23 protein-coding genes and 1 riboswitch are annotated in these 23,298 nt (G+C 67.5%); of the genes, 16 read left to right on the top strand and 7 right to left on the bottom strand.

All coding sequences use genetic code 11. The features are described 5' to 3' along the window. Both AC07PZ_RS20140 and AC07PZ_RS20135 read right to left on the bottom strand, forming a co-directional pair. Entirely contained in the window at positions 1-477 is a 477-nt protein-coding gene (locus AC07PZ_RS20140) for a peroxiredoxin (RefSeq protein WP_495296904.1), read from the bottom strand. Between the two features lie 120 nt (positions 478-597). Continuing rightward, on the bottom strand, positions 598-984 hold the full coding sequence (locus AC07PZ_RS20135; RefSeq protein WP_495296903.1) for an Mth938-like domain-containing protein: 387 nt from the start codon (positions 982-984) through the stop codon (positions 598-600). Positions 985-1,052: 68 nt separating this feature from the next. Between AC07PZ_RS20135 and AC07PZ_RS20130 the strand changes: the two genes are divergently transcribed. From AC07PZ_RS20130 to AC07PZ_RS20105, 6 genes are read left to right on the top strand one after another with little or no spacing between them, the layout of a single operon-like run. Further along, entirely contained in the window at positions 1,053-2,276 is a 1,224-nt protein-coding gene (locus tag AC07PZ_RS20130; protein ID WP_495296902.1) for a pyridoxal phosphate-dependent aminotransferase, read from the top strand. A 55-nt stretch (positions 2,277-2,331) separates the two neighbouring features. Then, positions 2,332-3,657: a homoserine dehydrogenase gene (locus tag AC07PZ_RS20125; RefSeq protein WP_495296901.1), complete on the top strand. Its 1,326-nt coding sequence runs from the start codon at positions 2,332-2,334 to the stop codon at positions 3,655-3,657. After that, positions 3,657-5,072 (top strand): threonine synthase, encoded by a 1,416-nt coding sequence (gene thrC / locus AC07PZ_RS20120; protein WP_495296900.1) that lies wholly within the window; start codon positions 3,657-3,659, stop codon positions 5,070-5,072. The genes AC07PZ_RS20125 and thrC overlap by 1 nt, the downstream gene beginning before the upstream one ends. 7 nt (positions 5,073-5,079) lie before the next feature. After that, complete coding sequence (gene mobB, locus AC07PZ_RS20115) at positions 5,080-5,622, top strand: molybdopterin-guanine dinucleotide biosynthesis protein B (protein ID WP_495296899.1); 543 nt, start codon at positions 5,080-5,082, stop codon at positions 5,620-5,622. Next, entirely contained in the window at positions 5,615-6,868 is a 1,254-nt protein-coding gene (locus AC07PZ_RS20110; RefSeq protein WP_495296898.1) for a molybdopterin molybdotransferase MoeA, read from the top strand. Before mobB ends, AC07PZ_RS20110 begins: the two co-directional genes overlap by 8 nt. Beyond that, positions 6,865-7,113 carry a MoaD/ThiS family protein gene (locus tag AC07PZ_RS20105; protein ID WP_495296897.1) on the top strand — a complete coding sequence of 83 codons (249 nt, stop codon included), beginning with the start codon at positions 6,865-6,867 and terminating at the stop codon, positions 7,111-7,113. The genes AC07PZ_RS20110 and AC07PZ_RS20105 overlap by 4 nt, the downstream gene beginning before the upstream one ends. Here the strand turns inward: AC07PZ_RS20105 and dapA are convergent. Beyond that, the gene (gene dapA, locus AC07PZ_RS20100; RefSeq protein ID WP_495296896.1) at positions 7,100-8,041 is read right to left on the bottom strand and encodes a 4-hydroxy-tetrahydrodipicolinate synthase; all 942 of its coding nucleotides are present in this window, start codon (positions 8,039-8,041) and stop codon (positions 7,100-7,102) included. The two genes, AC07PZ_RS20105 and dapA, sit on opposite strands and share 14 nt — an antisense overlap. A 250-nt stretch (positions 8,042-8,291) precedes the next feature. On the opposite strand from dapA, the gene AC07PZ_RS20095 reads away from it, so the two are divergent. The 7 genes from AC07PZ_RS20095 (at position 8,292) to arfB (ending at position 15,385) form a co-directional block, all read left to right on the top strand. Next, positions 8,292-8,768 carry a molybdenum cofactor biosynthesis protein MoaE gene (locus AC07PZ_RS20095; RefSeq protein WP_495296895.1) on the top strand — a complete coding sequence of 159 codons (477 nt, stop codon included), beginning with the start codon at positions 8,292-8,294 and terminating at the stop codon, positions 8,766-8,768. A gap of 167 nt (positions 8,769-8,935) precedes the next feature. After that, positions 8,936-11,566, top strand: a complete 2,631-nt coding sequence (clpB, locus tag AC07PZ_RS20090) for an ATP-dependent chaperone ClpB (protein ID WP_495296894.1) — start codon at positions 8,936-8,938, stop codon at positions 11,564-11,566. A gap of 6 nt (positions 11,567-11,572) precedes the next feature. Then, complete coding sequence (locus AC07PZ_RS20085; RefSeq protein WP_495296893.1) at positions 11,573-11,905, top strand: hypothetical protein; 333 nt, start codon at positions 11,573-11,575, stop codon at positions 11,903-11,905. A gap of 251 nt (positions 11,906-12,156) precedes the next feature. Next, on the top strand, positions 12,157-12,915 hold the full coding sequence (locus AC07PZ_RS20080) for a TetR/AcrR family transcriptional regulator (protein ID WP_495296892.1): 759 nt from the start codon (positions 12,157-12,159) through the stop codon (positions 12,913-12,915). Next, positions 12,912-13,694 carry an enoyl-CoA hydratase/isomerase family protein gene (locus AC07PZ_RS20075; protein ID WP_495296891.1) on the top strand — a complete coding sequence of 261 codons (783 nt, stop codon included), beginning with the start codon at positions 12,912-12,914 and terminating at the stop codon, positions 13,692-13,694. Before AC07PZ_RS20080 ends, AC07PZ_RS20075 begins: the two co-directional genes overlap by 4 nt. A 34-nt stretch (positions 13,695-13,728) precedes the next feature. Next, on the top strand, positions 13,729-14,913 hold the full coding sequence (locus AC07PZ_RS20070) for an acetyl-CoA C-acyltransferase family protein (RefSeq protein WP_495296890.1): 1,185 nt from the start codon (positions 13,729-13,731) through the stop codon (positions 14,911-14,913). A 58-nt stretch (positions 14,914-14,971) separates the two neighbouring features. Continuing rightward, the gene (gene arfB, locus AC07PZ_RS20065; protein WP_495296889.1) at positions 14,972-15,385 is read left to right on the top strand and encodes an alternative ribosome rescue aminoacyl-tRNA hydrolase ArfB; all 414 of its coding nucleotides are present in this window, start codon (positions 14,972-14,974) and stop codon (positions 15,383-15,385) included. 24 nt (positions 15,386-15,409) lie between these two features. Here arfB and AC07PZ_RS20060 read toward each other — a convergent pair whose 3' ends face one another. After that, a complete protein-coding gene (locus AC07PZ_RS20060; RefSeq protein WP_495296888.1) occupies positions 15,410-16,294 on the bottom strand; it encodes a LysR substrate-binding domain-containing protein in 885 nt (294 codons plus the stop codon). 106 nt (positions 16,295-16,400) lie between these two features. Between AC07PZ_RS20060 and AC07PZ_RS20055 the strand changes: the two genes are divergently transcribed. Both AC07PZ_RS20055 and dkgB read left to right on the top strand, forming a co-directional pair. Further along, positions 16,401-17,645, top strand: a complete 1,245-nt coding sequence (locus AC07PZ_RS20055) for an MFS transporter (RefSeq protein WP_495296887.1) — start codon at positions 16,401-16,403, stop codon at positions 17,643-17,645. Positions 17,646-17,669: 24 nt separating this feature from the next. Further along, a complete protein-coding gene (gene dkgB, locus AC07PZ_RS20050) occupies positions 17,670-18,482 on the top strand; it encodes a 2,5-didehydrogluconate reductase DkgB (RefSeq protein WP_495296886.1) in 813 nt (270 codons plus the stop codon). Here dkgB and AC07PZ_RS20045 read toward each other — a convergent pair. After that, a complete protein-coding gene (locus AC07PZ_RS20045; protein ID WP_495296885.1) occupies positions 18,448-20,133 on the bottom strand; it encodes a SulP family inorganic anion transporter in 1,686 nt (561 codons plus the stop codon). The two genes, dkgB and AC07PZ_RS20045, sit on opposite strands and share 35 nt — an antisense overlap. 70 nt (positions 20,134-20,203) lie before the next feature. Then, on the bottom strand, positions 20,204-21,025 hold the full coding sequence (locus AC07PZ_RS20040; RefSeq protein WP_495296884.1) for an AraC family transcriptional regulator: 822 nt from the start codon (positions 21,023-21,025) through the stop codon (positions 20,204-20,206). A gap of 184 nt (positions 21,026-21,209) precedes the next feature. On the opposite strand from AC07PZ_RS20040, the gene AC07PZ_RS20035 reads away from it, so the two are divergent. Continuing rightward, on the top strand, positions 21,210-22,460 hold the full coding sequence (locus AC07PZ_RS20035) for an MFS transporter (RefSeq protein WP_495296883.1): 1,251 nt from the start codon (positions 21,210-21,212) through the stop codon (positions 22,458-22,460). 28 nt (positions 22,461-22,488) lie between these two features. On the opposite strand, the gene AC07PZ_RS20030 is transcribed toward AC07PZ_RS20035, so the two are convergent. Continuing rightward, positions 22,489-23,001 (bottom strand): 6,7-dimethyl-8-ribityllumazine synthase, encoded by a 513-nt coding sequence (locus tag AC07PZ_RS20030; RefSeq protein WP_495296882.1) that lies wholly within the window; start codon positions 22,999-23,001, stop codon positions 22,489-22,491. Between the two features lie 117 nt (positions 23,002-23,118). Beyond that, positions 23,119-23,283: riboswitch (FMN riboswitch) on the bottom strand. Positions 23,284-23,298: the final 15 nt, after the last annotated feature.

The raw sequence follows: 23,298 nt of genomic DNA, 5'->3' as shown, positions 1-23,298 counted from the left end.
TCAGGCGGCCTTCTTGAGGGTCTTGACGGCCTTGAGTACTTCCTCGACGTGGCCAGGCACCTTCAGTCCGCGCCACTCCGCCTTGAGCACGCCATCGGCGCCGATCAGGAAGGTGCTGCGCTCGATGCCCTTCACCTTCTTGCCATACATGATCTTGTTCTTCACGACGCCGAACATGTGACACATCTTTTCTTCCGTGTCGGCAATGAGTTCGAAGGGCAATTCGAGCTTGGCCTTGAATTCGTCGTGCGACTTCATGTTGTCGCGTGACACGCCGAACACCGTTGCGCCAGCTTTCACGAAATCCTTGTAGTGGTCGCGGAACTGCATCGCTTCGGTCGTACAACCGGGCGTGTTGTCTTTGGGGTAAAAATACATCACCAGCACGTGCCCGAGGTGGGAGGTGTTCGAGACCTTGATGCCGCCAGTGGCGTTAGACTCGAATTCGGGGATAGGTTTGTTGACAACGATCGCCATGAAACTTGTTTTCTCCGTTGGGCTCCGTCTGCGCATCGGTGCCGCAGATGGAAGATTGGTCGTTGCTAATCGAGGGCGGATCGCCGGCTCGCAACCTGCAATTTTACCTTGAAATGAGAGTCACCCGCCATTGGTGGGCTGTTCCAGGAGCAGTGCGGCGACCACGTGACGTCCTTCGCCCGCAAGGATGTTGTAAGTACGGCATGCCGCAGCCGTGTCCATCGTTTCGACGCCGATGCGCCGGGCCATCAGGGGTTGCAGCCACGCCGGCGACGGAAACCGGATGCGCTCGCCGCTCCCGAAGATGATCATTTCGGCGCCCAGTTCGGCCAGTTGCGCGAAGTGCGAGGGGCCGACCTCGCCGAAATTCCTGCAGTCCCACGCGAAGCGCTCGCCGTTGGAGCCGATCACCACGCTGCTCGTGACCTTCTCGTTGTTGATCGCTACCCAGCCCGGACCGTGCGCAGTGAGTGTCTGAACGTCGGATTTGTCGGGTTGGAGCTTCATCTGGAGAGGGGTTGGAACTGTGGTCAAATTATAGGTTTTCCCCTGTGTAGATGCCCCTTGGAGGGACTTTGAAACCGCTCAAGAAATCGGCCAAGCTGGCCAACGTTCTCTACGACATCCGCGGCCCGATCATGGACGCCGCGAAACAGATGGAGGAAGAGGGTCAGAAGATCATCAAGCTCAACATCGGCAATCTGGCGGTGTTCGGTTTCGATGCACCTGAAGAAGTCCAGCAGGACATGATCCGCAATCTGCCGGCCTCGGCGGGCTACTCGGACAGCAAGGGCATCTTCGCGGCACGCAAGGCCGTGATGCACGAGACGCAGAAGCAGCGCATCGCGGGCGTCACGCTGGACGACATCTACCTGGGCAACGGTGCCAGCGAGCTGATCGCGATGGCAACCAATGCACTGCTCGACGACGGCGACGAATTGCTTCTTCCGGCGCCGGACTATCCGCTGTGGACGGCATGCACCAGTCTGTCGGGCGGCAAGCCTGTGCACTATCTGTGCGACGAAGCCAACGGCTGGATGCCCGACCTGAGCGACATTCGCGCGCGCATCACGCCCGCGACCAAGGGCATCGTCGTCATCAATCCGAACAACCCGACGGGCGCGCTGTATTCCGACGAGCTGCTCAAGGGCATCGTCGCGATCGCCCGCGAGCACGATCTCGTCATCTTCGCGGACGAGGTCTATGACAAGGTGTTGTACGACGGCGTCAAGCACACCGCGATCGCCAGCCTGTCGACCGATGTCGTCACGCTGACCTTCAATTCGCTTTCCAAGAGCTATCGCTCGTGCGGCTATCGTGCGGGCTGGCTGGTGGTGTCGGGCGACAAGGCGCGTGCGCACGACTACATCGAGGGCTTGAACATGCTTTCGAACATGCGTCTGTGCGCCAACGTGCCGGGCCAATGGGCCATCCAGACGGCGCTCGGCGGCTACCAGAGCATCGACGAACTCGTCGGCAAGGGCGGCCGGTTGCGCCGCCAGCGCGACCTGGCCTACGAGCTGATCACCGCGATCCCCGGCGTGAGCTGCGTGAAGCCGGTGGCGGCGCTCTACATGTTCCCGAAGCTCGATCCGGCGGTCTATCCGATCAAGGACGATCGCGAATTCTTCCTCGAGCTTCTCAAGGAAACCAAGGTGATGCTGGTGCAAGGCTCCGGCTTCAACTGGGCCACGCCCGACCATTTCCGAATCGTGTTCCTGCCGCATGAAGAGGACCTGCGCGAGGCGATCAACCGCATCGCGAAGTTCCTCGAACGCTACCGGCTGCGCCACGCCTGACCCGAATCCTGACCTGACGGCCGCAGAAGGCCCATTGCTTGAAATGACTGAATCCATGAAACCCATCCAGGTCGGCCTGCTCGGCATCGGCACTGTCGGCAGCGGCACCTTCAACGTGTTGCGGCGCAACCAGGAAGAAATCAAGCGCCGTGCCGGACGCGGCATCGAGATCACGATGGTCGCCGACCTCGATACGGCGCGCGCGCAAGCCGCCGTCGGCGAAGGCGTGCAGGTCGTCGCCGACGCGCGCGCCGTGATCGCCAACCCCAAGATCGACATCGTCATCGAGCTCATCGGCGGTTATGGCATCGCCAAGCAATTGGTGCTCGAAGCCATCGCGGCCGGCAAGCACGTGGTCACGGCCAACAAAGCGTTGCTTGCGGTGCATGGCACCGAGATCTTCGCGGCGGCGCAGCAGAAGGGCGTGATGGTGGCCTTCGAGGCCGCAGTGGCCGGCGGCATCCCGATCATCAAGGCGCTGCGCGAGGGCCTGACGGCCAACAGCATCCAGTGGATCGCCGGCATCATCAACGGCACAACCAACTTCATCCTGTCCGAGATGCGTGACAAGGGCCTGGACTTCGGCACGGTTCTCAAGGAGGCCCAGCGCCTGGGCTATGCCGAAGCCGACCCGACCTTCGACATCGAAGGCGTCGACGCGGCGCACAAGGTGACGCTGATGAGCGCGATCGCCTTCGGCATCCCGGTGCAGTTCGACAAGGCCCACGTCGAGGGCATCACCAAGCTCGCGGCGCAGGACATCAAGTACGCCGAGCAGCTCGGCTACCGCATCAAGCTGCTGGGCATCACGCGGCGCGCCAGGAATGGCATCGAGCTGCGTGTGCATCCGAGCCTGGTGCCCGCAAAGCGCCTGCTGGCCAACGTCGAGGGCGCGATGAACGCCGTCGTCGTGCATGGCGATGCCGTCGGCACCACGCTGTACTACGGCAAGGGCGCAGGCAGCGAGCCGACGGCCAGCGCGGTGATCGCCGACCTGGTCGACATCACCCGTCTGCACAGTGCCGACGCGGCACAGCGCGTGCCTTACCTGGCCTTCCATCCGAACGCGATGAGCGACCATCTCGACGTCGTGCCGATGCGCGAGGTCGTGACCAGCTACTACCTGCGTCTGCGCGTGGCCGACGAGGCGGGCGTGCTGGCCAAGGTCACGGGCCTGCTGGCCAATGCCGGCATCAGCATCGATGCGGTGCTGCAGCGCGAAGCCGACGAAGTCGGCGGCGAGGGCTCCACGCAGACCGACCTGATCATCCTCACGCACGACACCCGCGAAGGCACGCTCGACGACGCGATGGCGGAACTGCAGGCGCTGCCGACCGTGCTGGCGCCGATCGTGCGCATCCGCAAGGAGGAGCTGTCCTGATGCGCTACATCTCGACCCGCGGCGACAACACGTCGCGCCAGTTCTGCGACATCCTGCTCGAAGGCCTTGCGCCGGACGGCGGCCTGTACCTGCCCGAACGCTATCCGCAGGTCGACAAGGCCACGCTGGCGCGCTGGCGTGCACTGCCCTATGCGGAACTGGCCTTCGAGATCCTGTCGCTCTACATCGACGACATTCCGCCGGCCGACCTGAAGGCGCTTTGCGCGAAGACCTACACCGCCGAGGTGTTCGGTTCCGACGAGATCGTCCCGCTGCGCGAGCTCGAGGACGGCACCTACCTCGAGGCCTTGTCGAACGGGCCGACGCTCGCCTTCAAGGACATGGCGATGCAGCTGCTGGGCAACCTGTTCGAGTACGAACTGGCCCGCCGCGGCGCCGAGCTCAACATCCTCGGTGCGACCAGTGGCGACACCGGCAGCGCGGCCGAGTACGCGATGCGCGGCAAGAAGGGCGTGCGCGTCTTCATGACCTCGCCGGACGGCCGCATGAGCCCGTTCCAGCAGGCGCAGATGTTCAGCCTGCAGGACGCGAACATCCACAACATCGCCATCACCGGCGTGTTCGACGACTGCCAGGACATCGTCAAGGCGGTGTCGAACGATCTCGACTTCAAACGCAAGTACAAGATCGGCACCGTCAATTCGATCAACTGGGCGCGGCTGCTGGCGCAGGTCGTCTACTACTTCGCCGGCTATTTCCAGGCGACGGGCTCGGAAGATGCGCAGGTCAGCTTCGCGGTGCCGTCCGGCAACTTCGGCAACGTCTGCGCAGGCCACGTGGCCCGCATGATGGGCCTGCCGATCAAGACGCTGGTGGTCGCCACCAACGAGAACGACGTGCTCGACGAGTTCTTCCGCACCGGCGTCTACCGCGTGCGTGGCGCAGCCGACACGCACGAGACCTCGAGCCCGTCGATGGACATCAGCAAGGCCAGCAATTTCGAGCGATTCGTGTTCGACCTGCTGGGCCGCGACGGCGCGCGCACGCGTTCGCTGTTCGAAGGCGAGCTTGGCCGCACCGGCCGTTTCGATCTGGGCGCCGACCCGGTATTCGCCAACGCCAAAGCCAGGTTCGGCTTCGCGAGCAGCCGCAGCACGCACGCGGATCGCCTCGCGACCATCCGCGACACCGACAAGCGCTTCGTCACGTTGATCGATACGCACACGGCCGACGGCCTGAAGGCCGCGCGCGAACACATGGCGCCGGGCGTGCCGATGATCGTGCTGGAGACCGCGCTGCCCATCAAGTTCGCAGCGACCATCGTCGAGGCGCTGGGCCATGAGCCCGAGCGGCCGGCGCGTTTCGAAGGCATCGAGTCGCTGCCCAAGCGGGTCGTGAAGCTGCCGGCCGACGCCGAAGCCGTCAAGGCCTACATCGCGGCGCACTGCGCCTGAGGCGCGTATGAAGGTCGTCGGCTTCGCGGGCTTTTCGGGTGCAGGCAAGACCACGCTGGTCGAGCGCCTGATCCCGGTGCTGAGGCGCGGCGGCCAGCGCGTGTCGGTCGTGAAGCACGCGCACCACAACTTCGACATCGACCATCCCGGCAAGGACAGCTACCGGCATCGCCAGGCCGGCGCGTTCGAGGTGGTGATCGCCTCCGAGCGTCGCCTGGCGCTGATGCGCGAATTCGAACAGCCCACCGAACTCTCGGTGCACCACATGCTGGCCGAGCTCGACGCGCAGGCCGACTGGGTGCTGGTCGAGGGCTTCAAGCGCAGCGAACTGCCCAAGATCGAGATCTGGCGTGCCGCGCATGCCGACGCCGACCGGCCGGCCCGCTACATGGACGACCCCTGTATCGTCGGCATCGCGACCGACGTGCCGGAGCGCCTGCCCGTGCCGACCGCGCTGCCGATCTTCGATGTCAACGACGCGGAAGCCGTCGGGCATTGGCTGCTCGATCACGGCGACCGATTTGAATACGGAGCACCGACCCATGGCTAGTTCAGCCCCTTCCGGCCGTCCGCCGCTGATGTCGCTGGACGAGGCGCTGTCGCGCCTGCTGGCCCGCGCCACACCGGTGCTCGACACCGAAAGCATCTCGACCTTCGAGGCCGATGGCCGCGTGCTGGCGCAGGACGTGGTTTCCGCGCTCACCGTTCCGCCGCGCGACAACAGCGCGATGGACGGCTATGCGGTGCGCGCTGCCGATTGCGCCGTGCCCGGCGCCGTGTTGACGGTGGCACAGCGCATTCCGGCCGGCAGCGTCGGCACGACGCTCGCGGGTGGCACTGCTGCACGCATCTTCACCGGCGCCCAGATACCCGAAGGCGCCGACGCGGTCGTCATGCAGGAAGAGACGACCGCATTGCCGCAGGACGGCTCGCTCGGCCAGGTGCGCGTCGACGCGTCGCCGACCGTCGGTCAGTGGATCCGCCGTGCCGGCGAGGACGTGGCGGCCGGCGATGTCGTGCTGGCACGCGGCAGCCGCCTGACACCGGCCGCGCTGGGCCTGGCGGCCAGCGTCGGCCTGGACCGGCTGCAGGTCGCGCGACGCCCGCGCGTCGTGCTGCTGTCGACCGGCGATGAGCTCGTGATGCCCGGCGAAGTCGCGCCGGAAGCGATGAAGCCCGGCGCCATCTACAACTCCAACCGCTTCTTCATGCGCGCGCTGCTCGCGCGGCTGGGTTGCGAGGTCAGCGACCTGGGCATCGTGCCGGACCGGCGCGACGCGACCATCGAGGCCCTGCGCGGCGCGGCGGCGAGCAACGACCTGATCGTCACCACGGGTGGCGTTTCGGTCGGCGAGGAAGACCACATCCGTGCAGCGGTCGAAGCGCTCGGCGAACTCCAGATGTGGTCGCTCGGCATCAAGCCTGGCAAGCCCTTCGCCTATGGGCGGATCGGCAACGCACACGTCACCGGCCTGCCGGGCAATCCGGTGTCGAGCTTCATGACTTTCGTGCTGCTGGTGCGGCCGTTCCTGCTGGCGTTGCAGGGGGCGGCTCGCGTGGCACCGCCTGCGGTCGCCATGCGCGCAGATTTCGACTGGCCGCGTGCCGACAAGCGTCGCGAGTTCCTGCGGGCACGGCGCAACTCAGCCGGTGGACTCGACCTGTTTCCCAACCAGAGCTCGGGCGTGCTGACCTCGGCGGTCTGGGGCGACGGCGTGGTCGACACGCCCGCCGGCCAGCCGGTCAAGGCCGGCGACATCGTCCAGTTCATCGCTTTCGAATCGCTGCTGGCATGAAGATCTCGATCCGTTATTTCGCTTCGGTGCGCGAAGCGCTCGGCGGCGGCGACGTCGTCGACACCCAGGCCGCCACACTGGCCGAACTGCGCGACGAGCTCATCGCGCGCGACGAGGCGCATGCGATGGCGCTGGCGCGCGGCAGGGCCGTGCGGATGGCGCTCGACCAGGTGATGAGCGCCGAGAGCGCGCCGCTGCGTGAGGGCAGCGAGGTCGCGTTCTTCCCGCCCGTCACCGGCGGCTGAACGCAGCCTGCGGCGCCGCGAGCACGTCGTGTGCCGCGCGCAGCCGCTCGGTCAGCTCGGCGCTGGCCGCCGTCATCGGCGCACGCAATTCGGCCGACATGGCGAGATCCTGTGCGAGCAACGCCTTCACGGGCGCCGGATTCGGCTCCGCGAAGAGCAGTCCGATCAACGGCGTGAGTGCCTGCCACTCGGCGCGTGCCTCGGCCATCTGTCCATCTGCCAGCAGCTCGATCAAGCGCACGAAGCGCGCCGGCTGAAGATGCGCGCTGGCGGCGATCGCTCCGCTGCCGCCTTCAGCCAGCAGGCTGAGCATCTGCGCGTCTTCCCCGGCCAGCACCTGCAGGCGGCCATCCGCGATCAGGGCGCGCGTCTTGGCCGCATCGCCGCCGCAGTCCTTGATGGCGCGGATGTTCGGATGGGATGCAAGCGCCAGCAGGGTGTCGAGCGCGAGCGTGCTGCCGGTCCGGTAGGGAATGTCGTAGAGCAGCACCGGCGCGGGGCTGGCATCGGCGATCGCTCGAAACCAGTCGATCAGTCCGGCTTGCGACGGGCGGATGTAGCTGGGCGCCGGCACCAGCAGGCCGGCCGGCTGCAGCGCTGCCAGGCGCCTCACCCAGGCCAGCGTCTGGCCGAGATGGCTGCCGCCGATGCCCATGATTCGCGGCAGCGCCGGTGCTGCCGCGGCCACGGTGGCGAACACCGCCAGTTGCTCGTCGTCGTCGAGCGCGGCAGCTTCACCGGTCGAGCCGCAGACGACGAAGCCCGCAATGCCGCTCGGCGCCAGCTGGCGCACGAGTGCCTCGAGTGCCGGATGGTCGACCGCGCCGTCACGGAACGGCGTGACGAGCGGTATCCAGAGGCCGGAGAAGTCGGCGGGAGCGCGTTCGGAAGCGTCGATGGGCGACGTGGGAGTTCGATGGGATTGCACGCAGGTTTCCTTCAGGAAAGCGACCGATGGATGAACCATCGTCCGATGCGCGCACACGACCCGCGGGGTCCTCTGGAGAGGCTTCGGTTCCGTCGCTCATCCGACGACGGAACCGAAGCTCCGGTCAGACGAGCTTTGGTTTTTTCGCTTTGCCGGCCACGTGCGCGCAGGCCGTCGCACGGAGCGACGGCATGGCGGACGAGGTACGGCAAGGCATCGCAGGAGTCTAGCCTGATGCCACAATTCAGGCATGAGCAGCGCGCGCGTTTCCATCCAGACCGGTGATTTCGACCTGCAGCAGGAGGTCATGGCGTTGCATGCGGGCGACAGGCGCGTGGGCGCGATCTGCAGCTTCATCGGCACGGTGCGCGACCGCAGCCAGGGCAGCGAGGTCAGCGCGATGGAGCTCGAACATTACCCCGGCATGACCGAGAAGGCGATCGAGGCCATGATCGACGAGGCACAGCGCCGTTTCGACATCTTCGGCGCGCGCGTGGTGCACCGCATCGGCATGCTGGAGCCGACCGACCGCATCATGATGGTGGCGGTGATCTCGGCGCATCGCGGCCAGAGCTTCCAGGCCTGCGAGTTCCTGATGGACTATCTGAAGACCCAGGCGCCGTTCTGGAAGAAGGAACAGACGCCCGAAGGCGCACGCTGGGTCGACGCCCGCGTGGCCGACGACGCCGCGCTTGCGCGGTGGGGCGTCGACGCGCCGAACGCCTGAGGGCGCGCGCCCCGGGTCATCCGGCAGCGGGGCGCTGCGCGGGCCTTGATCCAGCGCAAGGAACGGCCGACCCGACGATGCGGGCGCGTCCTGCGCCCTTGAAGCCGGGCGCCGCTGCCCAATATGGTTCGCAATACGGAAGCACAAGGCACACGAGGCTTTTCAACATGCGACAAGACAAACTCACCACCAAATTCCAGGAAGCGCTGGGTGACGCGCAATCGCTCGCGCTCGGCAACGACAACGCCTACATCGAACCGGCCCATCTGCTGGTGGCGATGCTGCGGCAGGACGACGGCCCACGCGCGCTGCTGGAGCGTGCCGGCGTCAACGTACCCGGCCTGACGCAGGCGGCGGAAGCGGCCATCAAGAAGCTGCCGCAGGTGCAGGGCGGCGACGCGGTGCAGGTCGGCCCCGAGCTCGGCAAGCTGCTGCAGGCGACCGAGAAGGAAGCCATCAAGCGCAACGACCAGTTCATCGCCGGTGAGCTGTTCCTGCTGGCGCTGGCCGACAGCAAGGCCGACATCGGCAACCTGGCGCGCAGCCAGGGCATGACGCGCAAGTCGCTCGAAGCCGCGATCGACGCGGTCCGCGGGGGCCAGGGCGTGAACAGCGCCGACGCCGAAGGCCAGCGCGAGGCGCTCAAGAAGTACTGCCTCGACCTGACCGAGCGCGCCCGGCTCGGCAAGCTCGATCCGGTGATCGGCCGCGACGAGGAAATCCGCCGCGCGATCCAGGTGCTGCAGCGCCGTACCAAGAACAATCCGGTGCTGATCGGCGAGCCCGGCGTCGGCAAGACCGCCATCGTCGAAGGCTTGGCGCAACGCATCGTCGCGGGCGAAGTGCCCGAGTCGCTCAAGGGCAAGCGCGTGCTGTCGCTCGACATGGCGGCCCTGCTGGCCGGCGCCAAGTTCCGCGGTGAGTTCGAGGAACGCCTGAAGACCGTGCTCAACGAGCTGGCCAAGGACGAGGGCCAGACCATCGTCTTCATCGACGAACTGCACACCATGGTCGGCGCCGGCAAGGCCGAGGGCGCGATGGACGCGGGCAACATGCTCAAGCCGGCGCTGGCGCGCGGCGAGCTGCACTGCGTCGGCGCCACCACGCTCGACGAATACCGCAAGTACATCGAGAAGGACGCCGCGCTGGAGCGCCGCTTCCAGAAGATCATCGTGGGCGAGCCGTCGGTCGAGGCGACCATCGCCATCCTGCGCGGCCTGCAGGAGAAGTACGAAGTCCACCACGGCGTCGACATCACCGACCCGGCCATCGTGGCCGCGGCCGAACTGAGCGACCGCTACATCACCGACCGTTTCCTGCCCGACAAGGCGATCGACCTGATCGACGAGGCCGCGGCCAAGATCAAGATCGAGATGGACTCGAAGCCCGAGGTCATGGACCGGCTCGACCGCCGGCTGATCCAGCTGCAGATCGAGCGCGAAGCCGTGCGCCGCGAGAAGGACGAGTCCTCGCTCAAGCGCTTTGCGCTGATCGAGGAAGAGATCGCCAAGCTGCAGAAGGAGATCGCCGACTACGACGAGATCTGGCAGGCCGAGAAGGCCCAGGCGCAGGGCAGCGCCCACGTGCGCGAAGACATCGACAAGATCAAGTTCCAGATCGCCGAGTTCACGCAGAAGGGCGACTTCAACAAGGTCGCCGAACTGCAGTACGGCCAGTTGCCGGCGCTCGAGAAGCGGCTGAAGGAAGCGCAGGAGAGCGAAACCAGCAAGGGCAAGTCGAGTGCGCCCACGCTGCTGCGCACCCAGGTCGGCGCGGAGGAGATCGCCGAAGTCGTGGCGCGTGCCACCGGCATTCCGGTGTCCAAGCTGATGCAGGGCGAGCGCGACAAGCTGCTCATGATGGAAGACCGCCTGCACGAGCGCGTGGTCGGCCAGGACGAAGCCATCGGTGCGGTCGCGAATGCGATCCGCCGCTCGCGCTCGGGTCTCTCCGACCCGAACCGCCCGACCGGTTCCTTCCTATTCCTCGGCCCGACGGGCGTGGGCAAGACCGAGCTGTGCAAGGCGCTTGCGGGCTTCCTGTTCGACAGCGAAGACCACCTGATCCGCATCGACATGAGCGAGTTCATGGAAAAGCATTCGGTGGCTCGCCTGATCGGCGCGCCGCCCGGCTACGTGGGCTACGAGGAGGGCGGCTACCTGACGGAAGCCGTGCGCCGCAAGCCTTACAGCGTGCTGCTGCTCGACGAGGTCGAGAAGGCGCATCCGGACGTGTTCAACATCCTGCTGCAGGTGCTGGACGACGGCCGCCTGACCGATGGCCAGGGCCGCACCGTGAACTTCAAGAACACGGTGATCGTCATGACCAGCAACATCGGCTCGCCGATCATCCAGGCGATGGTCGGACGCCCCGGCGAGGAGATCAAGGAAGCGGTGTGGGACGAGCTCAAGAACCACTTCCGCCCCGAGTTCCTGAACCGGATCGACGAGACGGTGGTGTTCCATGCGCTCGACGCGAAGAACATCGAATCGATCGCCGCGATCCAGCTCAAGGTGCTGCAGGCGCGTCTGGCGAAGATGGACCTGTTCCTGGATGTATCGGCGCCGGCGCTCGCCGAGATCGCCAAGGTCGGGTTCGACCCGGTGTTCGGTGCGCGACCGCTCAAGCGGGCGATCCAGCAGCGCATCGAGAACCCGCTGTCGAAGCTGCTGCTGGACGGCAGCTTCGGGCCGAAGGACACGATCCGGGTCGAGACCGATCCGATCCAGTCGCCGGGCCAGTTCAGCTTCACCAAGGCAGAGGCGACCGGGGAACATTTGGGCGCTGCCGCGGCCTAAGCGCAGATGTTCAATTTCCTGCTCCGCGTCGTTCTCTTCCTTTTCGGGCTGGTGTTCGCGGCCAGTCTGCTGTGTGCTGTGCTGCTTTTTGCGGCGATCTGGGCACTGCGTGCCGGCTGGGCCCGCCTGACCGGTAAGCCGGTCACGCCGTGGGTGATGCGATTCAATCCGCGCAGCGGTTTCGACCGCTTCACCTCGGCGGCCAGGCCGGCGGAGCCGAGGGCCGCGGACGTCGCGAATGCGCGGGCGCGGGGCGAATCGGTTCGCACACCGATCGCGCTGGGCGATCCGCAGGACGTGACCGACGTGCGCGCACGTCCTGTGCCGCGCAACGACTGAAGCGCCGGAGCCGGCCATGGCTCCTTTCGCGCCAAGGCGCAGCCAGGTGAAGCCTTGCCACCTGCGCACGGCTTCAGTGGCGCTGGTGCGCGCACAAACGGGGTGGAGCCTGCATTCAGGTGACCCCGGGCAACGGTCAGGGTTTGCGTGCAGGACAGGAACCCTACTCATCCGTAGAATTCCTACTGGCCGGTAAGGTCCCAGGTCGCCCCGAGCGATCGACATCGGACTTTCCTGCCAGCACAAACCCGATGGCTTCCACTTCCTCCCGCCCCGTGCCTCCAGCTCGCGCCTCGCGCGAGCTCCCCGCACAGCCTGCCGCCGCAGCGTTCGTCTCACCCTGGGATTCCGCGGGCAGCCGGGCGCTGCAGCGCGAGGTCAAGCGCAACGCGGTGCTGCAGGCGGCGGCCCGGCTCTTCAACGAGCGCGGCTTCCACGCGACCTCGCTCGACGACATCGCCGAACGCCTGAACGTGAGCAAGCCCACGCTCTACTACTACGTCGAGAACAAGGACCAGATCCTGCTGGAGTGCGTGCGCACCGCGCTCGACCTGATGCATGCCGGCATCGACGAAGTGCGCGCCGCGGGCGGCAGCGCGATCGACCAGCTCAAGGCCTGCATGCGCAGCTACTCCAGCGTGGTCATGCAGGACTTCGGCATGTGCGTGATCCGGATCGGCGAAGACCCGCTGCCGATGCCGCTCAAGAAGGAATTGCGCAGGCTCAAGGCCGGCATCGACAGCCAGTTCCGCCGGCTGATCGCGGACGGCATCGCCGAGGGCTCGCTGGCACCCTGCGACCCGAAGATGGCGGCGTTCATGCTCGCCGGCGCGCTGAGCTGGATCGGCCGCTGGTACCGCAGCGACGGCGCACTGACGCCCGACCAGATCGCCGACCAGGCCATCGCGCTGTTGTTGAACGGCGTGATCCAGCAGCCTGCGGCGCTGGCCACGTCCCTCATCGCGGCTACTCCGGCCATTCCGGCCGCCCGAAAGAAAGGAAAGACATGACCAACGATTCCCCCCTGTTGCTGGGCCGCGAAGGCGCGGTGGCGACCATCCGCTTCAACCGCCCCGGCGCGCTGAACGCCATCGACGTTTCCATGGCCATCGCCTTCCTCGCCGCCGCGCGCGAGCTCGCCAGCGACAAGACCGTGCGCGCGGTGCTGCTCAGTGGCGCGGGCAAGGGCTTCATGGCCGGCGGCGACCTCGCCGTGTTGCGCGCCGATCCGATCCAGGGCGCGAGCGACCTGATCGGCCCGCTGCACGAAGCACTGACCGTGCTGGCGACGTTGGACGCACCGGTGGTCGCGCAGGTCCACGGCGTCGCGGCCGGCGCCGGCCTGAGCCTGATGCTGCAGGCCGACTTCGTGCTCGCGGCCGAAGGCACGCGCTTCAACCTGGCCTATGTGAACGTCGGCGCCAGCTGCGATGTCGGCGCCTCGTGGGCGTTGCCGCGGCTGGTCGGCCTGCGCCGCGCGCTCGAGATCGCGATGCTCGGCGACGCACTGGATGCGGCTGCGGCCGAGCGCATGGGACTGATCAACCGCGTGGTGCCCGTGGCCGAACTCGAATCCGAGGCCATGGCCTTCGCGCAGCGGCTGGCGAACGGCCCGACGGTCGCGCTCGGCAACCTGCGCCGGCTGATGCGCAGTTCGTTCGACCGTGAACTCGGTGCGCAGCTCGACGCCGAATCGGCCGCCTTCCGCAACTGCGCCGCCACCGACGATTTCAAGATCGGCATCGACGCCTTCTTTGCCCGCAAGCCGGCCGCCTTCACCGGTCGCTGAGCATCCGCTTCACTTCATCATTCAGGAGAATTTCATGGCTCTTCCAGACATCTTCGTGGTCGGCACCGCGCGCACCGCCATCGGCACCTTCGGCGGCTCGCTGAAGGACGTTCCCAACACGCAACTGGCGACCACCGCCGTGAAGGCCGCGATCGAACGCAGCGGCGTGGCGCCCGATGCGATCGGCCACGTCGTCATGGGCAACGTGATCCCGACCGACGTGAAGGACGCCTACCTGAGCCGCGTGGCCGCGATTGACGCCGGCTGCCCGATCGAGACGCCGGCCTTCAACGTCAACCGGCTGTGCGGCTCCGGCTTGCAGGCGATCGTGTCGGCGGCCCAGGCAATCTCGCTGGGCGACTGCGACATCGCGATCGGCGGCGGCTCCGAGTCGATGAGCCGCGGCCCGTACTTCGACACCTCGGCGCGCTACGGCATGCGCATGGGCGACGCCGTGCTGGTCGACTATATGCTCGGCATCCTGCACGACCCGTGGGAGAAGATGCACATGGGCATCACGGCCGAGAACGTGGCGGCGCGCTACAAGATCTCGCGCGAGATGCAGGACCAGCTCGCCGTGCAGAGCCAGCAGCGCGCGGCTGCGGCCATCGCGGCCGGCCGCTTCAAGGAACAGATCGTTCCGGTCGAAGTCAAGACGCGCAAGGGCGTCGTGCTGTTCGACACCGACGAGCACGTGCGTGCCGACACCACGGTCGAGACGCTCGCCAAGATGAAGCCGGCGTTCAAGAAGGACGGCCTGGTGACGGCCGGCAACGCGTCGGGCATCAACGACGGCGCAGCCGCCGTGGTGCTGGCCAACGCCGATCGCGTGAAGGCACTGAACCTCAAGCCGCTCGCGCGCCTGGTCGGCTATGCGCATGCGGGTGTCGAACCGGCATACATGGGCATCGGCCCGGTGCCGGCGACGCGCAAGGTGCTCGAGCGCACCGGCCTGAGCGTGAAGGACCTGGACGTGATCGAGTCGAACGAAGCCTTCGCGGCGCAGGCCTGTGCGGTGATCCAGGAGCTGGGCTTCGACCCGGCCAAGGTGAACCCGAACGGCTCGGGCATCTCGCTGGGCCACCCGGTCGGCGCGACCGGCGCGATCATCACGACGAAGGCGATCGCGGAGCTGCATCGCGTCGGCGGCCGCTATGCGCTGGTGACGATGTGCATCGGCGGTGGGCAAGGCATCGCTGCGATCTTCGAAAGGGTCTGACGTTCGCGACCAGCGGGCCGGCGAACCCGGTTCCGCGGTGTTCCTGGACAATCGCCGGATGGTGCCCCTTCGTCCATCCCTCCAGGTCGACCCCGACGAGGTCGAGATGAGCGCCATCCGCGCACAGGGAGCGGGCGGCCAGAACGTCAACAAGGTGTCGAGCGCGGTGCACTTGCGCTACGACATTCCGGCGAGTTCGCTGCCGGCGGACGTGAAGGAGCGGCTGCTCGCGTTGCGCGACAGCCGCATCACCCAGGAAGGCGTGCTGGTGCTCAAGGCGCAGCAGCATCGCACGCAGGAGATGAACCGCGCCGATGCGCTGGCGCGCCTGCAGGCCCTGGTCGACAGCGTGGCCACGCCGCCACGTGCACGGCGCGCCACCAAGCCGACCTATGGCTCGAAGCAGCGGCGGCTCGAAGGCAAGAGCCAGCGGTCGGAGGTCAAGAGCCTGCGCGGCCGGGTGCGGGACTGATCTTCGCCATCGAGCAGCGCCACATCAGCGCAGCCGCTCCGACACGAAATCCAGGAACGAGGTGATGCGCGCCGACAGCTGCGTGTTGCGGTAATAGACCGCATGGATCGGCTGGCGCACGTCGACCGTGTCGCGCACCAGCAGCGGCACTAGCGCGCCGCTTTCGCGGTCCGCGCCGGTCATGAAGTCCGACAGGCAGGCGATGCCCACGCCCTGCAGCGCGAGCTGGCGCAGCGTTTCGCCGCTCGACGCCGTGAGCTGCGGCGTGATCGGCCATTCCTCGCCATGCGCGCCGCGCAGCGGCCAGCGGTTGAGCGACTCCGGCTGGTTGAAGCCCAACAGCAGATGCTGGGTGAGCTCGTCGACGCGCTTCGGCCGGCCGTGCGCCTCGATGTACGCCGGGCTCGCCAGCACGCGCAGCCGATGGCTGCCGAGCGGCCGCGCATGCAGCGTGGAGTCGCGCAGCGCGCCGATGCGGATGGCGATGTCGGTGCGGCGTTCGATCAGGTCGATGTTGAGGTCGTCGGTGTCGAGCTCGAGCTGGATCTGCGGAAAGCGCTCGCGGAAGGCGGGCACCAGCGGCACGATGACGTGCAGCATGAAGGGCGACGCGGCGTTCACGCGCAGGCGGCCGGCGGGCTGTTCGCGGCGCGTGGCCATGTGTTCTTCCGCATGGTCGATCGCGTCGAGGATGCCGCGTGCGTGCGCCAGGAACGCCGCGCCTTCTTCCGTGAGTTCCAGCCGGCGGGTGGTACGGCGCAGCAGCGTGGTGTCGAGCTTCTGTTCGAGCCGGCTCAGTGCGCGGCTGATGCCCGAGACGGTCTGCGAAAGCTGCTCGGCCGCCGCGGTGATGGAGCCCGCGTCCACCACGGCGCGGAAGGCCGCGAGTTCTTCGATGGTGGTCTTCATTGTTGACTCCGGGTCAATTGACTTTGGGAGCTTAAGGGGTTTTTCTGCAAAGGTGAAAGGCCGAGACTCCAGGCTCCTCAACGTACCGGACATTCCTGGAGCCACCATGCCCATCGCTCTGCTCGCGCTGACCCTCAGCGCATTCGCCATCGGCACGACCGAGTTCGTGATCGTCGGCCTGCTGCCCACCGTAGCAGCCGACCTCGGCATCGGCCTGCCGTCGGCCGGCCTGCTGGTCAGCCTGTATGCGCTCGGCGTCGCTGTCGGCGCACCGGTGCTCACCGCACTCACCGGCAAGGTGCCGCGCAAGGCGCTGCTGCTCGGGCTGATGGCGCTCTTCACCGCCGGCAACCTGCTGGCCTGGCAGGCGCCCAGCTACGAGACGCTGGTGGCCGCGCGCGTCCTCACCGGGCTGGCGCATGGCGTGTTCTTCTCGATCGGCTCGACCATCGCAACCGGTCTGGTGCCGAAGGAGAAGGCCGCGAGCGCCATCGCGATCATGTTCACCGGCCTCACGGTGGCGCTGGTCACCGGCGTGCCGCTGGGCACCTTCATCGGTCAGCACTTCGGCTGGCGAGAGACCTTCCTCGCCGTGTCGGCACTGGGCGTGATCGCCTTCATCGGCAGCTGGATCTTCGTGCCCGGGGACATCCGCCACAGCGCGCCGGCCTCGCTGGCGCAGCAGGCCAGGGTGCTGGCCGAACCGCGGCTTCTGCTGGTCTATGCGAAGACCGCGATCGGCTACGGCGGCTCCTTCATTCCGTTCACCTTCCTCGCGCCGATCCTCACCGACGTCGCCGGCTTCAGCGCGGGTGCGGTGGGCTGGGTGATGCTGGTGTATGGCGTGTCGGTCGCAGTCGGCAACATCTGGGGCGGCAGGCTGGCCGACCGCCTGGGTCCGATCCCGGCGCTGAAGATCATCTTCACGCTGCTGGCTGCCGTGCTGCTGGTCTTCCAGTTCACCGCGCCGCACAAGTGGCTGGCATTGGCCACGGTGCTGGCCTGGGGCGCGGTCGCCTTCGGCAACGTGCCGGGCCTGCAGGTCTACGTGGTCAAGCAGGCCGAGCGCTTCACGCCGCAGGCCGTCGATGTAGCCTCGGGCCTGAACATCGCGGCCTTCAACCTCGGCATTGCCGGCGCGGCCTGGGCCGGCGGCCTGATCGTCACGCACCTGGGCCTGATGCACACACCTTGGATCGGCGCGCTGGTGGTGCTGGTCTCCCTGGCACTCACGCAGTGGAGCGGAAGGCTGGATGCACACCCCCAGGCTTCGCTTCGCGCCGCCAACCCCCTTGCAGGGGGCAACGCCGGCGGTCCGGCGAAGCCGGTCCCGCGGCGCTTCACGAACTGATCGATTTCGTCAACGAAAGAACCTATGAACACGAACACCATCCCTGCCTTCGGCCTCGGCACCTTCCGCCTGAAGGACCAGGTCGTCATCGACTCGGTCCGCAACGGGCTCGACCTCGGCTACCGGCTGATCGACACCGCCCAGATCTACGGCAACGAGGCCGAGGTCGGCCAGGCGATCGCCGAGAGCGGCGTTGCCCGCAGCGAGCTGTTCCTCACGACCAAGATATGGACCGACAGCTACGCCGCCGACAAGCTCGTGCCCAGCCTCAAGGGCAGCCTCGCGAAGCTGCGCACCGACCAGGTCGACCTGACGCTGATCCACTGGCCCGCGCCGGGCAATCCGGTGCCGCTCGCCGAGTTCATGGGCGCGCTGGCCGATGCCAAGGCACAGGGCCTCACGAAGCAGATCGGCGTGTCGAACTTCAACATCGATCTCATGAAGCAGGCGATCGACGCGGTCGGCGCGGGCGAGATCGCGACCAACCAGATCGAGCTTCATCCCTACCTGCAGAACGGCAAGGTGGCCGCGTTCGCCGCCAGCCAGGGCATTCGCATCACCTCGTACATGACGCTGGCCTACGGCAAGGTGCTGAAAGACCCGGTGATCGAGGCGATCGCCGCCGCACGCGGTGCGACCACGGCCCAGGTCGTGCTGGCCTGGGCGCTGCAGCTCGGCTACGCGGTCATCCCGTCGTCCACGAAGCGCGTGAATCTGGCCGGCAACCTGAAGGCGCAGCAGCTGGTGCTGAGCGCCGACGAGATGGCGCAGATCGCCGCGCTGGAACGCAACGAGCGGCTGGTCAGTCCGGAAGGCCTGGCGCCCGTCTGGGACTGAGCGCGGCCAGCGCTTCCGCGTCGGTGCGGTAGCTGAGGAACAGCGGGCCCGGCGACAGCAGGCCCGCGCGTTCGAGTACCTGCTGCGCGGGCAGCTTGAGGCCCGACAGGTGCAGGCGCACCTTCTGCGATTCGAGCAGTTTGCGGATGTTGCCGAACACCTCGGCACCCGTGATGTCGATGCGATTGATCGGGTGTGCGAACAGGCAGACGTCGGTCAGGCCCGGCCGTTCGGCGAGCGCGACGGTGATCGCGTGCTCCAGCGTGCTGGCGGATGCGAAGTCGAGCTCGGCGTCCATGCGCAGCGCATACAGATCGGGCGCGAGCGGCGGCAGGTGCCACAGGTGACGGTCGCGCAAGCTGCCGTCGGCATGCAGGCCGACCTCGATGATGCGCGGATGCAGGTGCCGGAACATGTAGTGCGCCAGGGCCGCGAGCAGGCCGCCCAGCACGCCCCAATAGATCGACGGCGCGGTCGCGATGGTCAGCACGAAGGTCGCGCCGGCGATGGACGCCTCGATCGGCGACACGCGCCACAGCGCGACGAACGCGCGCGGCTTCAGCAGGCCCAGCGTGGCCGTGACCACGACCGACGCGAGCACGGCCTGCGGCACGTGGTAGAGCAGCGGCATCGCCCACAGCAGCGCGCCCGCGACCACCAGCACGCTGAACAGCGTCGCCCACTGCGTCTTTGCGCCGGCGTAGAGCGTGATGGCCGAGCGCGAGAACGACGAGCTGGTCGGGAACGAGCCGCTGAGCCCCGAGGCGATCTTGCCCAGGCCCTGGCCGATCAGGTCCTGGTTCTCGTTCCAGAGCTTGCCGGCACGCGCGTTGTCGACCTTGGCGCTCGACGCGGTTTCCAGGAAGCTCACCAGCGTGACGAGGAAGGCCGGCAACAGCAGCGTGCCGAGTTCCGAGAAGGTGATCGCGCCGGGCCAGTAGAACGACGGCAGGCCCGATGGCAGTTTGCCGATGACGGCGCCGCCGTTGAGCGCATAGCCGATGGCTGCGCTCGCTGCGGCGGCCACCGCGACCAGGGCCATCGTGGTCGGCAGTTTCGGCACGAAGCGCTTGCCGGCCCACAGCATCGCCATGCCGCCGAGGCCGAAGGCGATCGCGTAGAAGTCGGGCGGCGGCCCTTCCAGCAGCTGTGCATAGCTGCGGCCGGTGAAGCCGAGCAGGGCAGGCAGTTGCGACAGCGTGATCAGCACCGCGGCGCCCTGGGTGAAGCCCATCAGCACCGGCGAATTGACCAGCCGCAGCAGCCAGCCGAAGCGGCCGATGCCGAGCGCGAGCTGCATCAGGCCCGACAGCAGCGTGAGCCAGACCGCCAGCGACACCCATTCGCGGCTGCCCGGAATCGCCAGCGGTGCCAGCGAGGCGCCGACCAGCAGGCTGGTGAGCGCGGTCGGGCCGACCGACAGGCGTGCCGACGAGCTGAACAGCACCGCGATCAGCGCCGGGAACAGCGCCGCGTAGATGCCCGTGATCAGCGGCATGCCGGCAAGCGCCGCGTAGGCCACGCCCTGCGGGATCACCATCAGCGCGACGGTGACGCCGGCGGAGGCCTCGTTGACGAGCAGCGCGCGGTCGGGACGCGGCCAGGAAAGGAAGGGAAGCCAGCGGACGAGCTGGTCGCGGGTCAAGGCCATGGATGCTGCGCGCGGTAGGGTTCGGAAGGCACCGGCCGATGATACGGAAGCCGCCTCCCGCGGTCGCCGGCTAGCGCGTCTTGCGATGCTGAAAAGCCGTCGGCGACTGGCCCGTGGCCGTCTTGAACATCGCACAGAACGCGCTGTCGGTGGCGTAGCCGCTCGCCGCGGCGACCTGGCTCACCGGCATGCCGCGCGCCAGCAGCGGCAGCGCGTGTGCCATCACCGCCTGCTGACGCCACGCCTGCCAGCTCATGCCCAGCTGGTCGCGGAACATGCGCGCCACCGTACGTTCGCTCGCGCCGATGGCCGCGGCCCGTTCAGCGAGCGTGGCGCGCGCCGCGGGATTGCGCAGCATCGTCTCGCAGAGCTGGCGCAGGCGCTTGTCGGCGGGCAACGGCACGTCGATGCGGATCTGCGTGGCGCGCTCGAGCTCGTTGACCAGCAGCGGTGCGATCCAGCGCTCGCGCTGCGCGGCGTCCGGGTCGACGCCGCCACGGTCGTCGGGCGTGGTGTCGAGCGCCAGCATCAGGGCGCGCAGCAACGGGCTGATCTCGAGCACCTCGCAGCGCTCCCAGGACGGCGCGACCCAGCCGTGCAGATAGACCGTGCGCAGCTCGGCGTCCTCCACCAGCGTGATGCTGTGCGGCATGTCGGCCGGCACCCAGAGCGCGCGCGATGGCGGCACGATGTAGCTGCCGTCTTCCGTCGACAGCCGGATCACGCCGCGCGTCGAGAAGGTCAGCTGCGGCCACGGATGCTGGTGCAGCGCGACGAAGGTGTCGGCCTTGAGGAAATGCTCCTTGGCGCGCAGCGGGCGCACGGCGTCGGGCGCGTAGAAGTGCGGTGTCAACGGGCCGACGATGTTGGACGGCCCGGACACGACCCGCAATGCGGGCTCCGTGCGCCGAGGCCGCGTCGGCGATGGACCCGCGGGGGAAGTCGAGGGAGAGGTCGAGGGAGAGGTGGGTGCGTCAGGGTTTGGCATGAATCCGACAAATCTTGTCCATGTATCGCCATTCTGCCGCGAGGTGCGCTTCTACGATCGACGCTTACCTCTGCTTTGCACATCAGCCATGTCCATCAATCACTCTTCCGCCGCCGTGGGCCCGACCTTGCGCTCCGATGCCCAGTTGATCGGGCTCGTGGGTCTGGCACACGCCATCAGCCATTTCAGCCAGCTCGTGCTGGCGCCGCTGTTCCCCTGGCTCAAGGACGCGTTCGACGTCAGCTACACCGAACTCGGCGGGGTGTTGACGGTGTTCTTCGTGGTGTCGTGCATCGTGCAGGCGGCGTCGGGCTTCGTCGTCGACAAGCTCGGCCCGCGGCCGGTGCTGTTCGTGGGGCTCGGCCTGCTGGGCATCGCGGCGTTCGGCTATGCGCTGGCGCAGAGCTACTGGATGCTGCTGGCGAGCGCCGTGGTTGCAGGGGTCGGCAATGGCGTGTTCCATCCGGTCGACTACACGCTCTTCAACCGCAAGGTCGCGCCGACGCGGCTCGGCCATGCGTACAGCGTGCACGGCATCACCGGCAGTCTCGGCTGGGCGCTCGCGCCAGCCTTCGTCGTGCCGCTGGCCATGGCGTATTCGTGGCGCGTGGCGCTGGCGGCCGCAGGCGCACTGGCCATCATCGTTCTGGCGGTTCTTTGGATCTACCGCAGCGTGTTGTCGCTCGACGTGAAGGCGGTCCACAAGGCCACCGGGCAAGGCGCGCCGGCGATGGCCGGCGGCGAGTTCGGCTTCCTGAAGATACCGGCGGTCTGGATGTGCTTCGGCTTCTTCTTTTTCTACGCGATGGTGATCAGCGTGGTGCAGACCTTCGCGCCGGTGGCCGCAGGGCATCTGCATGCGGTGCCCGTGGCGCTGGTGGCCGTCTGCCTGACGGTCTACATGGTGGCGAGCGCGATCGGCATGGTGTTCGGCGGCTTCCTGGCGTCGGACCCGTCGCGCTGCGAACGCATCGTCGGCGCCGGCTTCGGCGTGGCGGCGGTGCTCGCATTGATCCTCGCGTTCGCCGACTTCGCGCCGGTGCTGGTGCCGGTGATGTTCGGTGCGATGGGCTTTGCGTCCGGCATCGCCGGCCCGTCGCGCGACCTGCTGGTGAAGCGCTCGACGCCGGCCAACGCGACGGGCCGCGTCTACGGCGTGGTCTACGCGGGCCTCGACATTGGTCAGGCGACCGCGCCGCTGATCTTCGGCCGCCTGATGGACCACGGCCAGTACCTGAGCGTGATCATCGGCCTGGCCCTGGTGCAGGGCGTGCTGATCGCCAGCGCCTTCAATGTGCGCCGGGTGCGGCGCGAGGCGCTGGTGCCGGTTTCGGCCTGAGGCCCCTCAGGCTGCTTCTTGCGGCCTTTCAGGCGGCCAGCAGGGCGTCGACCTGGCGCAGGCCTTCGATGGTCTTGATGCAGGCTTCGGCAGCTTCGGTGCCCTTCACCGCGAAGTGGCGGTGGAAGTACTTGCGGTGCTCGACGTGCTCGTGGAAGTGGTGCGGCGTGAGCACGGCCGACAGGATCGGCACGTTCGTCTCGAGCTGCAGCGACATCAGCGTGCTGACCACGGTGCTCGCGACGAACTCGTGGCGGTAGATGCCGCCGTCGACCACCAGCGCGCAACCGACGATGGCCGCATAGCGGCCCGACAACGCGAGCCGCTTGGCATGCAGCGGGATCTCGAACGCGCCGGGCACGTCGATCACGTCGATGCGGTCGCGCGGGAAGCCCAGCCGCTCCATCTCCACGAGGAAGGCGTCGCGCGCCTGGTGGACGATGTCCGAATGCCATTGCGCTTCGACGAATGCGACGCGGCTTGCATCGGGCGTGTCCGATGCCTGGATGGCGGAAAGGGGAAGGTCGTTGATCTGACTCATGGTGTGCCTCAAAAAGCAGGTTTCCTGAATCAGGGCGCACGAAACCACGAAGCCGACCGCGCGTCGCCGCCTCCATGCAGCCATGCATGCGACGGGACACGCGGGCAGCCCCGCATTTCGCGCTCTCTTTCATCCGGACTGTGACCGTCGGCTCCGGAATCGCACCGGATCTGCTGACCCCGGAACCCAGGCAGGGTACCGGGCGCTCGCGGGCTCATGCAGCCCCTTTCGAGGACCGCCATCACCGCCGGTGGGGAATTGCACCCCGCCCTGAGAACGCTTGCCCGGGCTTGCGCC

The organism is Variovorax sp. GW821-FHT10B04, from assembly GCF_059415645.1.
Note: the sequence above shows the minus strand (reverse complement) of the source record. Positions and strands in the feature narration are given on the sequence as shown.

Coding starts and splice junctions, on each gene's coding strand:
- AC07PZ_RS20140 (WP_495296904.1), bottom strand. CDS start 477: ATGGCGATCGTTGTCAACAAACCTATCCCCGAATTCGAGTCTAACGCC.
- AC07PZ_RS20135 (WP_495296903.1), bottom strand. CDS start 984: ATGAAGCTCCAACCCGACAAATCCGACGTTCAGACACTCACTGCGCAC.
- AC07PZ_RS20125 (WP_495296901.1), top strand. CDS start 2,332: ATGAAACCCATCCAGGTCGGCCTGCTCGGCATCGGCACTGTCGGCAGC.
- thrC (WP_495296900.1), top strand. CDS start 3,657: ATGCGCTACATCTCGACCCGCGGCGACAACACGTCGCGCCAGTTCTGC.
- mobB (WP_495296899.1), top strand. CDS start 5,080: ATGAAGGTCGTCGGCTTCGCGGGCTTTTCGGGTGCAGGCAAGACCACG.
- AC07PZ_RS20110 (WP_495296898.1), top strand. CDS start 5,615: ATGGCTAGTTCAGCCCCTTCCGGCCGTCCGCCGCTGATGTCGCTGGAC.
- AC07PZ_RS20105 (WP_495296897.1), top strand. CDS start 6,865: ATGAAGATCTCGATCCGTTATTTCGCTTCGGTGCGCGAAGCGCTCGGC.
- AC07PZ_RS20095 (WP_495296895.1), top strand. CDS start 8,292: ATGAGCAGCGCGCGCGTTTCCATCCAGACCGGTGATTTCGACCTGCAG.
- clpB (WP_495296894.1), top strand. CDS start 8,936: ATGCGACAAGACAAACTCACCACCAAATTCCAGGAAGCGCTGGGTGAC.
- AC07PZ_RS20085 (WP_495296893.1), top strand. CDS start 11,573: ATGTTCAATTTCCTGCTCCGCGTCGTTCTCTTCCTTTTCGGGCTGGTG.
- AC07PZ_RS20080 (WP_495296892.1), top strand. CDS start 12,157: ATGGCTTCCACTTCCTCCCGCCCCGTGCCTCCAGCTCGCGCCTCGCGC.
- AC07PZ_RS20075 (WP_495296891.1), top strand. CDS start 12,912: ATGACCAACGATTCCCCCCTGTTGCTGGGCCGCGAAGGCGCGGTGGCG.
- AC07PZ_RS20070 (WP_495296890.1), top strand. CDS start 13,729: ATGGCTCTTCCAGACATCTTCGTGGTCGGCACCGCGCGCACCGCCATC.
- arfB (WP_495296889.1), top strand. CDS start 14,972: ATGGTGCCCCTTCGTCCATCCCTCCAGGTCGACCCCGACGAGGTCGAG.
- AC07PZ_RS20060 (WP_495296888.1), bottom strand. CDS start 16,294: ATGAAGACCACCATCGAAGAACTCGCGGCCTTCCGCGCCGTGGTGGAC.
- AC07PZ_RS20055 (WP_495296887.1), top strand. CDS start 16,401: ATGCCCATCGCTCTGCTCGCGCTGACCCTCAGCGCATTCGCCATCGGC.
- dkgB (WP_495296886.1), top strand. CDS start 17,670: ATGAACACGAACACCATCCCTGCCTTCGGCCTCGGCACCTTCCGCCTG.
- AC07PZ_RS20045 (WP_495296885.1), bottom strand. CDS start 20,133: ATGGCCTTGACCCGCGACCAGCTCGTCCGCTGGCTTCCCTTCCTTTCC.
- AC07PZ_RS20035 (WP_495296883.1), top strand. CDS start 21,210: ATGTCCATCAATCACTCTTCCGCCGCCGTGGGCCCGACCTTGCGCTCC.
- AC07PZ_RS20030 (WP_495296882.1), bottom strand. CDS start 23,001: ATGAGTCAGATCAACGACCTTCCCCTTTCCGCCATCCAGGCATCGGAC.